This is a genomic window from Enterobacter sp. MGH 33 (assembly GCF_000534535.1).
GTDB lineage: Bacteria > Pseudomonadota > Gammaproteobacteria > Enterobacterales > Enterobacteriaceae > Enterobacter > Enterobacter hormaechei_C.
In genome coordinates this window covers 4,543,750-4,554,980 of the sequence record NZ_KI973212.1, presented here as the reverse complement: position 1 = coordinate 4,554,980, position 11,231 = coordinate 4,543,750, and the positions used below count along the sequence as shown (strand labels likewise).

The following is an 11,231-nucleotide window of genomic DNA, read 5'->3' as shown; positions in this document are numbered from 1 at the left end:
TTTCTTCGGGACGGTCTATCAGATTATGCAGTTACAGAAATTAGTCAATATGTTTGGTGGGGATCTTTTGCAGCGCTATGGGCAAAAGGTTCACAAACTGACGCTGCACGGCGGCTTTAGCTGCCCGAATCGCGATGGCACCATCGGGCGTGGTGGCTGCACTTTCTGTAACGTGGCCTCGTTTGCTGACGAGGCCCAGCAGCATAAATCTATCGCTGAACAGCTAGCCCATCAGGCGAGTCTGGTGAATCGCGCGAAGCAGTATCTGGCCTATTTCCAGGCCTACACCAGCACGTGGGCTGAGGTGCAGGTGCTGCGCTCGATGTATCAGCAGGCGGTTGCTCAAGCGAACATTGTCGGGCTGTGCGTGGGGACGCGTCCGGACTGCGTGCCGGAGGCCGTGCTGGATTTACTTAGTGAGTACAAAGAGAAGGGCTACGAGATCTGGCTGGAGCTGGGCTTGCAGACCGCGCATGACAAAACCCTGCACCGTATCAATCGCGGGCATGATTTCGCCTGCTACCAGCGCACCACGCGTCTCGCCCGTGAGCGTGGATTAAAAGTCTGCTCGCATCTGATTGTCGGCTTGCCAGGAGAAGGGCAGCAGCACGGGCTGGAAACGCTGGAAAAAGTCGTCGAGACCGGCGTGGATGGCATTAAGCTGCATCCGCTGCATATCGTGAAGGGCAGCATAATGGCGAAAGCCTGGGAAGCGGGGCGGTTAAGTGGTATCGAACTCGACGACTATACGGTGACGGCGGGGGAGATGATTCGCCACACGCCTCCGGAGATTGTTTACCACCGCATCTCGGCCAGCGCCCGCCGCCCAACGCTTCTGGCACCGCTCTGGTGTGAGAACCGCTGGATGGGGATGCTGGAAATCGACCGCTATCTACTGGAGAACGGCGTACAGGGGTCGGCGCTTGGCCGCCCGTGGGTTCCCCCGCTACCGGCGACGGCCGCCTAGCAGACTTCCCAGCATGCCGCGTACTATCTGGTTGGTAATCTGACGCGTCGCACTTTTTGCCATGGTCTGAACCACGCCATCGCGTTTGCCGCCGCGTGGCCCGGTGCTGCCGAACAGAATATCTTTCAGCCCGCCGAGAATGCCGTCGTCCACGGCAACAGATTGCCCTTTTGCGGCAGGGGCATCCTGCGATTCGGCAGTCGCCTGCACCCCTTTTTGCAGCATCTCGAACGCGGATTCGCGATCCACCTCGTCTTCATACTTCCCGTACACCGGGGAGTGATTAATCAGGGCGTTGCGTTCATCGTCCGTTACCGGCCCCATGCGCGAGCAGGGCGCAATCACCATCGCACGCTCGACAACTGTCGGGCTGCCTTTTGCATCGAGGAACGAAATCAGCGCTTCACCGGTACCCAGCGCCTGAATGGCGGTTTCGGTATCAAAGGCCGGATTGGCACGCATGGTTTGCGCCGCGGCTTTCACCGCTTTCTGATCTTTCGGCGTAAAGGCGCGCAGGGCGTGCTGCACGCGGTTACCCAGCTGCCCCAGTACGTTGTCCGGAATATCCGACGGGTTTTGCGACACAAACCAGACCCCGACACCTTTGGAGCGGATCAGGCGGATAACCTGTTCAATTTTATCCAGCAGCACCTGCGGCGCGTCGTTAAACAACAGGTGCGCTTCGTCAAAGAAGAACACCAGTTTGGGTTTTTCCAGATCGCCTGCTTCCGGCAGTTGTTCGTACAGTTCAGAGAGCATCCACAGCAGGCTGGCGGCGTAAAGCTTCGGCATCTGGTAGAGCTTCTCTGCGCTCAGAATGTTGATGATGCCTTTGCCGCTGCTGTCGGTACGCATCCAGTCTTTGATATCCAGCATTGGCTCGCCGAAGAAGTGTTCGGCACCCTGTTGCTCCAGCGTCAGGAGCCCGCGCTGAATGGCGCCCACCGAGGCGCTGCTGATATTGCCGTACTGGTTCTGGAAGGATTTGGCGTTATCGCCAATGTACTGGGTGATGGCGCGCAGATCTTTGAAGTCGAGCAGCAGTAGCCCCTGATCGTCGGCGATACGGAAGATAATGTTCAGCACCCCGGACTGCACGTCGTTGAGGTTAAGCAGACGCGCCAGCAGCAGCGGGCCGAGATCAGAGACGGTGGCACGCACCGGATGCCCTTTTTCGCCGAAGATATCCCAGACCACCACCGGATTGCCGTGCGGCGTCCAGTCCGTGATGCCGATATTTTTCAGGCGCTCGAGGAGTTTTTCTGACGCTGCGCCTTCCTGAGCCACCCCGGTTAAATCGCCCTTCACGTCAGCCATAAAAACCGGCACGCCAGTCTCTGACAGCGACTCAGCCAGCTTTTGCAGGGTGACGGTTTTTCCCGTCCCGGTCGCGCCGGTGATCAGGCCATGACGGTTCGCCATCGCGGGCAGTAAAAACAGCTCTTTTTCCAGCGTCCTGGCGATTAACAATGGTGTACTCATGATGCACGTCCTCTCGTAGTCCTGGGTGGAGTATAGGCAACCTGACGGCAAAATGTCTGCGTAAATTCCTCACTTTGCGGCGCATTATCCAGTGCGGACTATGCTTTTGCATACGGTAAACAAAATTTTGGGAAACTATGTCCAGATTCTTTTTTAACGACCGCAAACAGCTTGTCAACGATGCCATTGAAGGCATACTTCTCTCCGCGCCGCACGGTAATCTCGTCAAACTGGATATCGATCCGGCCATCCGCGTGGTGGCTCGCGGCGACTGGGATAAAAGCCGCGTGGCGGTGATCTCCGGTGGCGGCTCCGGCCATGAACCGGCACATGCCGGGTTCGTCGGTAAAGGCATGCTTACCGCAGCGGTATGTGGCGATCTGTTCGCTTCCCCAAGCGTGGATGCGGTCCTCAATGCCATTGTGGCGGTGACGGGCGATCGTGGCTGCCTGCTGATTGTGAAAAACTACACCGGTGACCGGCTTAACTTTGGCCTGGCGGCGGAAAAAGCCAAACGCTACGGCCTGAAGGTCGAGATGGTTATCGTGGCGGATGATATCGCCCTACCGGATAACAAGCAGCCGCGTGGTATCGCGGGAACGGCGCTGGTGCATAAGATTGCGGGATATGCGGCAGAACAGGGGAAATCGCTGAACGACGTGCGGGATATTGCGCAACAGGCCTGCGATAACCTCTGGAGCCTGGGGGTTGCGATGCAAACCTGTAACCTGCCGGGTAGCGATGATGAAGAAGGACGCATCAGGCAAGGCCACGTGGAGCTGGGGCTGGGGATTCACGGCGAGCCGGGGGCATCGGTGGTGGATACGCAGAACAGCAGGGCGATTATCGATACGCTGGTGACGCCGCTAAAAGCCCAGGCGGGTGACGGGCGCTTTGCGGTGCTGATCAACAACCTCGGCGGCGTGTCAGCGCTGGAGATGGCTCTGCTCACCAAAGAGCTGGCGCATTCGGCGTTGAAAGAGAACATTGCGTATCTGATTGGCCCGGCGCCGCTGGTGAGTGCGCTGGATATGAAAGGCTTTTCGCTAACGCTGTTAAAGCTCAACGATTTCTTCGAGAAGGCGATTCACGCCGAGGTCGAGACGCTGGGCTGGCAGAAGCCCGTCGCGTTCGCGCCCCTGCGTACCGTCCCCCACAGCGCCCTTCATGATCGCGTGGAATATACCCCGTCGGACAATCCGCAGGTGAGCGAGGCCGTCGCCTCGGTAACGAAAACATTGATCCAGCTGGAAAATCGCCTTAACGCGCTGGATGCCAAAGTAGGCGATGGCGATACGGGCTCCACCTTTGCGCAAGGGGCGCGGGATATTGCGCAGCGACTTGAGGAGAACAACCTGCCCCTTAACGACGTGCCGACATTCCTCCTGCTGGTTGGCGAGCGGCTGGCAACGGTGATGGGCGGATCGAGTGGGGTGTTGATGTCAATCTTCTTCACTGCGGCAGGACAAAAGCTTCACGATGGACAGCCGCTACCTGAAGCATTGCTGAGCGGACTGGCGCAGATGAAGCAGTATGGCGGTGCAGATCTCGGCGATCGTACGCTGATCGATGCCCTGCAACCGGCGCTGGAGGCGTTACAGAAAGGCAATATTCAGGCGGCAGCGCAGGCCGCGCAGCAAGGGGCTGAAGCAACGGCGAAAATGGCGAAAGCCGGCGCGGGGCGTTCGTCGTACGTGAATAAAGAGAATCTGGACGGGGTGATGGATCCGGGGGCGGTCGCGGTGGCGGAAGTGTTTAAGACCATGGTAGATGCAAAACGGTAACAACCGTTACCGTTTTTAGTGTTTGCGCCCTCTCCCTGTGGGAGAGGGTTGGGGTGAGGGCATCAGGCCGCACATTCCCCGGCAATCTCACATCAGAAATCCGCTTTCAACACCACGCGGTAGCGGGCTTTGCCGTCGCGCACGTGCTGGATCGCTTCGTTGATTTTTGACATCGGATACAGTTCGGTGGTCGGTGCCACTTTTGTGCGTCCGGCAAACTTCATCAGCTTGCGCAGCTCGTACGGTGTACCGGTCGCGGAGCCTGACACGCTGCGATCCCCGCCGATCAGGGTAAACGCCGGAACCGGCAGCGGCTTCATCACCGCACCCACGGTGTGGAAGTTACCGCCGTAGGCCAGGGCTTCAAAGTACGGCTGCCAGTCGAGATCGACGTTGACGGTGTTGATGATCAGGTCAAACTGGCCTGCCAGAGCGGTGAGCGCCTGGGGATCGCGACTGTTCACCACTTTATCCGCACCCATCGCCAGCACTTCCTGCTCTTTCGCCGGGTTAGAGCTGAACGCCGTCACTTCACAGCCCATCGCGTGCAGCAGCTTGATGGCGATATGGCCCAGACCGCCAATCCCGATCACGCCCACGCGGCTGGTGGCGGTGACGTGATGCATCAGCAGCGGTTTAAAGACGGTGATACCGCCACACAGCAGCGGACCTGCGGATTCGATATCAATGCTGTCCGGCAGCGGGATAACCCATTGCCAGTCGGCGCGCAGCTTATCGGCGAAACCGCCCTTGTTCAGGATGGTCGGCGTTGCGCCCTCAAGGCAGTTGATCTGATTGCCGCTGATACAGGCGTCGCAGTGGCCGCAGCTGCGTGCCGTCCAGCCGATACCCACGCGCTGGCCCACTTTCAGCCCTTTGTCCTGCGCGGCGCTGCCGAGCGCCACGACGCGGCCAATGACTTCGTGCCCGGCCACCAGCGGATAGCTGGAGAAGCCCCATTCATTGTCGATCATCGAGAGATCTGAGTGGCAGATCCCGCAGTAATCAACCTGTACTTCGACGTCTTCCGCTTTTAGTTCGCCCGCATCGTACTCGTACAGCTCAAGTTCTGCACCCGCCTGCGGTGCGGCGTAGCTTTTTATCTTCGACATCGCATTTCCCCTGTTTTGGTGTGAATTGTGAGTGTAGAGCATTCAGTTTACAGACGCTTAACAGAAGACGGCAGGAACAAAACTTACAGATTTTTCAGCATCCTGACTTCGCAGTCCACGTGGCCCGTGCAGCCCAGTGGCGCATCAATATGCTCAAAGCCGAGATGTTCATACAGGCCAATGGCCTCTTTAAGGAAAGCGGTGGTTTCAAGGTAGCAACGTTTAAAGCCCTGTGAGCGTGCATGTTCCAGGGCGACCAGCGCCAGCTTTTTCGCCAGGCCTTGTCCGCGTATCGTTGGCAGGAAATACATTTTCTGGAGTTCACAGATATCCGGCTCGCTGCAAAGCAGTGGGGCAATGCCGCCGCCGCCCACGACCTGGCCGTCCTGCTCGATGACCCAGTAGGCATGGCCCGGCTGGCTGTACAGCTGAAAAAGTTCGTCCAGATTTGGGTCGGCCACGGTGTAGCCTTTGTCGGCGGTCAGGCCATATTCGGCAGAAACCGTGCGGATAACGGCGGCGATAGCCGGGTTGTCCTGCTCAGTGATCCGACGCATTGTCGTCGCGACGGGGGTAATCACGCTCATAGCATTACTCATGACAAAAATTGACACACAACTGCTGTTAATAGCACCGCAGAAAGGGGAGTGCAAGCGAGGAGTTTTCAGGAAGGATACCCCTTACGCCCTGAAGCGTAAGGGGTAAAAGCATTACAGCGCCGCAATAACCGCCTGCTGCTCGATCAGTTTGGTCTTCGCATCGGCGAAGGCAACCAGACGCTCACGCTCTTTGGCGATGACCGCTTCCGGCGCGCGGGCCACAAAGCCCTCGTTCGCCAGTTTGCTTTCGATTTTGCCAATTTCCACGTCGACTTTCGCCACTTCTTTCGCCAGACGCGCCAGCTCCGCATCTTTGTCGATCAGACCCGCCATCGGGATCAGCAGCTCCGCGCCGTCGATGATTTTGGTCACGGAAACCGGACCTTTGTCATCGGCAGGCAGCACGGTGATGCTTTCCAGACGCGCCATGGTTTTCAGGAAGGTGTTGTTCTCGGTGACGCGACGAACGGCAGCTTCGCTGCAACCGCGCAGCAGCAGCTCCAGTGGTTTACCCGGCGCGATGTTCATTTCCGCGCGGATGTTACGTACCGCAACGATCGCCTGCTTCAGCCACTCGGTATCCGCAGACGCGGCTTCATCCACTTTCGCGGCGTCGAATGCCGGGAAGGGCTGGAGCATGATGGTATCGGCATTAATACCGGCAATCACCTTCACGCGCTGCCAGATGGTTTCGGTGATGAATGGAATGATCGGGTGCGCAAGGCGCAGAAGACCTTCCAGAACGGTAATCAGCGTATTACGCGTGCCGCGCAGTTCCGCTTCAGAACCGCCGTTCATGACCGGCTTCGCCAGCTCCAGGTACCAGTCGCAGAACTGGTTCCAGGTGAATTCGTACAGGATGCCTGCCGCGATGTCGAAGCGATAGCTGTCCAGCGCGTCGCGGAATGCTTTCACCGTCTGGTTAAATTCCGCCAGGATCCAGCGGTCTGCCAGAGACAGGGTCATTTCGCCGCCGTTAAAGCCGCAATCCTGATCTTCGGTGTTCATCAGCACGAAGCGGCTGGCGTTCCACAGCTTGTTACAGAAGTTACGGTAACCTTCCAGACGCTTCATATCCCAGTTGATGTCACGACCGGTGGAGGCCAGCGCCGCCAGGGTGAAGCGCAGGGCGTCGGTACCGTGAGATTCGATCCCGTTCGGGAACTGCTTCTCGGTACGCTTGCGGATTTTCTCCGCCAGCTGCGGCTGCATCATGTTGCCGGTACGTTTTTCCAGCAGCTCTTCCAGAGAGATACCATCGACCATGTCCAGCGGGTCGATAACGTTACCCTTGGATTTGGACATCTTCTGGCCTTCGTCGTCGCGGATCAGGCCGGTCATGTAGACGGTATGGAATGGAACCTGCGGCTTGCCGTCTTCGTCTTTGATGAAGTGCATGGTCATCATGATCATGCGGGCAATCCAGAAGAAGATGATGTCGAAGCCGGAGACCATCACGCTGGTTGGGTGGAACTGACGCAGCGCGTCGGTGTTTTCCGGCCAGCCGAGGGTAGAGAAGGTCCACAGCGCGGAGGAGAACCAGGTATCCAGCACGTCTTCGTCCTGGCGCAGGGCAACGTCAGCGCCCAGGTTGTTTTCCTGACGCACTTCCTCTTCGGTGCGGCCAACGTAGACATTGCCTTCGTTGTCGTACCATGCCGGGATACGGTGACCCCACCACAGCTGACGGGAAATACACCAGTCCTGAATATCGCGCATCCAGGAGAAGTACATGTTTTCGTACTGCTTCGGCACGAACTGAATGCTGCCGTTCTCAACCGCTTCCACAGCCGGTTTCGCCAGCACGTCGGCACGCACGTACCACTGGTCGGTCAGCATTGGCTCGATAACCACGCCGCCACGGTCGCCGTACGGCACGGTCAGATCGTGAGGTTTAATCTCTTCCAGCAGGCCGAGTGCGTCAACGGCGGCTACGATGGCTTTACGCGCGGCAAAGCGCTCCAGCTTCTGGAACTCAGCCGGGATGTCGCTGGAATAAACGTCGGATTCGTTGCCTTTGGTGTCATACACTTCTGCGCTTTCGCGGATATCGCCGTCGAAGGTCAGAATGTTGATCATCGGAAGTTGATGACGACGACCGACTTCATAGTCGTTGAAGTCATGCGCCGGGGTGATTTTCACGCAGCCGGTGCCTTTTTCCATGTCGGCGTGTTCGTCGCCCACAATCGGAATACGGCGGTTCACCAGCGGCAGCACCACGAATTTGCCGATCAGATCTTTATAACGCGGATCTTCCGGGTTAACGGCCACGCCGGTATCGCCCAGCAGGGTTTCCGGACGGGTGGTCGCCACCACCAGGTAATCTTTACCGTCGGCGGTTTTTGCGCCGTCGGCCAGCGGATAGCGGATGTGCCACATGGAGCCTTTAGACTCGCGGTTTTCCACTTCCAGGTCAGAGATGGCGGTGCGCAGTTTCGGGTCCCAGTTGACCAGGCGCTTGCCGCGGTAAATCAGGTCTTCTTTATACAGGCGCACGAAGACTTCTTTCACGGCGTTGGACAGGCCTTCATCCATGGTGAAGCGCTCGCGTTCCCAGTCCACGGAGTTGCCGAGACGGCGCATCTGACGGGTAATGGTGCCGCCGGATTCTGCCTTCCACTGCCAGATTTTGTCGATGAACGCGTCGCGACCGTAGTCGTGGCGGGTTTTACCCTCTTCAGCGGCAATTTTACGCTCAACCACCATCTGGGTTGCGATACCCGCGTGGTCAGTCCCCGCCTGCCACAGGGTATTTTTGCCCTGCATGCGCTGGTAGCGGATCATGGTATCCATGATGGTCTGCTGGAAAGCATGCCCCATATGCAAACTGCCGGTGACGTTCGGCGGCGGGATCATGATGCAGAAGGACTCTTTGCTTTCGTCGCCGTTAGGCTTGAAATAGCCCTGCTGTTCCCAGTGCTCGTAAAGCGGCTGTTCGATATCGCGTGGGTTATATGTCTTTTCCATTATTTCCAGGTTGCCGTATTCAGGTTAAAACCGGCCAGGCGGTACGCTTTGTAGCGTTCGCGCGCCAGTTGTTTCAAGGATTCTTCGTAAGGGACAAAGTCTACCACTTCTGTGAAAGCGGTGGCAAAATCTGCAAAGTCTGTCCGCAGGCTAATGAGAATGTCGCGCGCGCTGCTGTTGCGTTTTTGCGGCCAGGCAATCTCCACCGGTGCCCCGCCGCGTGGACCTTCGCCCGACAGGTTATGCGGAACAAAACTCTCCGGCGGGCGCGCCCATAGCGCTTCATCCAGGCGAATCGCCTGCTGCTCATCTTCACAGGCAATCAGGACGCGTTTACCTGCGCACCAACGTTCTGCGGCAATTTCACACACCAGCTGTTCAACGGCGCTGAGGCCATCCTGATGGGTGTCATTGTCCAGAAGGTAGAACGTTGCATTCTTCATATATGGGGCTTCTTGTCGTGGATTTAAATGCAAAGCCGGGTGGCGCTTCGCTTACCCGGCCTACGGTTGAGTGGCGTGTAGGCCGGGTAAGGCGTAGCCGCCACCCGGCGTTTTACATCACTCGTCGCCGTTAAAACCCGCACGATTGAGCAGGAACTGCGACAGCAGCGCCACCGGACGTCCGGTCGCGCCTTTGGCTTTACCGGAGCGCCATGCGGTCCCCGCGATGTCCAGGTGCGCCCAGTTGTACTTGCGGGTAAAGCGCGCCAGGAAGCAGCCCGCGGTAATAGCTCCGCCAGGACGACCGCCGATGTTCGCCATGTCTGCGAAGTTAGACTCCAGCTGTTCCTGGAACTCGTCCCCCAGCGGCAGACGCCACGCGCGGTCGCCGGCCTGCTCGGACGCGCCGATCAGCTCATGCGCCAGCGGGTTGTGGTTCGACATCAGGCCGGTGATGTGGTGCCCCAGCGCGATCACGCAGGCGCCGGTCAGGGTAGCCACGTCAATCACCGCTTCAGGTTCGAAGCGCTCAACGTAGGTCAGCACGTCGCACAGCACCAGACGGCCTTCGGCGTCGGTGTTCAGCACCTCAACGGTCTGGCCGGACATGGTGGTCAGCACATCACCCGGACGATAAGCGCGGCCGCCAGGCATGTTTTCGCAGCCCGCCAGCACGCCGATCACGTTGATGGGCAACTGAAGTTCCGCGACCATGCGCATGACGCCGTAAACCGCCGCCGCGCCGCACATGTCGTACTTCATCTCATCCATGCCTTCTGAAGGCTTGATGGAGATACCGCCGGAGTCGAAGGTCAGCCCTTTACCGACGAGCACGATGGGTCGCGCATCTTCTGACGGATTGCCCTTGTACTCAATGACCGACATCAGGGATTCGTTCTGGGAACCGTTACCGACCGCCAGATAAGAGTGCATCCCCAGCTCTTTCATCTGCTGTTCGCCGATAACGCGGGTGATGACGTTCTTGCTGTAGGCGTCAGCCAGCTGGCGCGCCTGAGACGCCAGGTACGCGGCGTTACAGATGTTTGGCGGCATATTGCCAAGATCTTTTGCCGCTTTAATACCGGCGGCAATGGCCAGACCGTGCTGAATGGCGCGCTCGCCGCTGGTCAGCTCGCGACGGGTTGGCACGTTAAAGACCATTTTACGCAGCGGGCGACGCGGCTCGCTTTTGGTGGTCTTCAGCTGATCAAAGCTGTAGAGGCTCTCTTTTGCGGTTTCGACGGCCTGACGCACTTTCCAGTACGTGTTGCGGCCCTTAACGTGCAGCTCCGTCAGGAAGCAGACGGCTTCCATCGAACCAGTATCATTCAGTGTATTAATGGTTTTCTGAATAACCTGCTTGTACTGGCGCTCATCAAGCTCACGTTCTTTACCACAGCCAATCAGCAGAATACGCTCGGACAGGACGTTCGGAACATGGTGCAGCAACAGGGTCTGCCCTGGTTTGCCTTCCAGTTCGCCACGGCGCAGCAGGGCGCTGATATAGCCGTCGCTGATTTTATCGAGTTGCTCGGCGATCGGGGAGAGTCGGCGTGGTTCAAAGACGCCCACAACGATGCAGGCACTCCGCTGTTTCTCCGGGCTACCGCTTTTTACACTGAACTCCATGCACTACGCTCCTGAATCTTAAAGACAACGGCGGCGGCTACGGATAGAATTGAAACCTTTCGTAACTCATGTCCGCCGTTGTGGTGACTTCGTGTTAATCTTACGTTACTACGGTTTCGACACGTCAATAAATGTCATGAAGCGCGAATCCGCCGGGTTTTTTAATCTTAGCGATGATTTCGACGACTCAAGAGAATAAATGACGTTTAAGCCATGAAACAAGCTAAATTCCTGCATAAGACGAGTTT

The 11,231-nt window shown here is 57.9% G+C and carries 8 protein-coding genes; 2 read left to right on the top strand and 6 right to left on the bottom strand.

Going from position 1 to position 11,231, the window contains the following annotated elements; translation table 11 throughout:
* Positions 1-25 precede the first annotated feature (25 nt).
* Positions 26-967, top strand: coding sequence for a tRNA modification radical SAM protein MnmL/YtqA (locus L379_RS02870; RefSeq protein ID WP_096159700.1), 942 nt, complete (start codon positions 26-28; stop codon positions 965-967).
* Here L379_RS02870 and L379_RS02875 read toward each other — a convergent pair.
* The gene (locus L379_RS02875; RefSeq protein WP_032655249.1) at positions 947-2,449 is read right to left on the bottom strand and encodes a helicase HerA-like C-terminal domain-containing protein; all 1,503 of its coding nucleotides are present in this window, start codon (positions 2,447-2,449) and stop codon (positions 947-949) included. The two genes, L379_RS02870 and L379_RS02875, sit on opposite strands and share 21 nt — an antisense overlap.
* 137 nt (positions 2,450-2,586) lie before the next feature.
* Here L379_RS02875 and L379_RS02880 point away from each other — a divergent pair, with 137 nt between their 5' ends.
* Complete coding sequence (locus L379_RS02880; protein WP_032655246.1) at positions 2,587-4,233, top strand: dihydroxyacetone kinase subunit DhaK; 1,647 nt, start codon at positions 2,587-2,589, stop codon at positions 4,231-4,233.
* A gap of 92 nt (positions 4,234-4,325) precedes the next feature.
* Here the strand turns inward: L379_RS02880 and L379_RS02885 are convergent, their stop codons facing one another.
* The 5 genes from L379_RS02885 to pepA all read right to left on the bottom strand — a co-directional run bounded on the left by L379_RS02885 (position 4,326) and on the right by pepA (position 10,983).
* Positions 4,326-5,345, bottom strand: a complete 1,020-nt coding sequence (locus L379_RS02885; protein ID WP_017382725.1) for an NADPH-dependent aldehyde reductase Ahr — start codon at positions 5,343-5,345, stop codon at positions 4,326-4,328.
* A gap of 83 nt (positions 5,346-5,428) precedes the next feature.
* On the bottom strand, positions 5,429-5,932 hold the full coding sequence (locus L379_RS02890; protein WP_017693907.1) for a GNAT family N-acetyltransferase: 504 nt from the start codon (positions 5,930-5,932) through the stop codon (positions 5,429-5,431).
* Between the two features lie 123 nt (positions 5,933-6,055).
* Positions 6,056-8,911 (bottom strand): valine--tRNA ligase, encoded by a 2,856-nt coding sequence (locus L379_RS02895; protein ID WP_017382726.1) that lies wholly within the window; start codon positions 8,909-8,911, stop codon positions 6,056-6,058.
* Complete coding sequence (holC, locus tag L379_RS02900) at positions 8,911-9,354, bottom strand: DNA polymerase III subunit chi (RefSeq protein ID WP_032655244.1); 444 nt, start codon at positions 9,352-9,354, stop codon at positions 8,911-8,913. Before holC ends, L379_RS02895 begins: the two co-directional genes overlap by 1 nt.
* A 117-nt stretch (positions 9,355-9,471) precedes the next feature.
* Positions 9,472-10,983 carry a leucyl aminopeptidase gene (gene pepA, locus L379_RS02905; RefSeq protein ID WP_003861882.1) on the bottom strand — a complete coding sequence of 504 codons (1,512 nt, stop codon included), beginning with the start codon at positions 10,981-10,983 and terminating at the stop codon, positions 9,472-9,474.
* Positions 10,984-11,231: the final 248 nt, after the last annotated feature.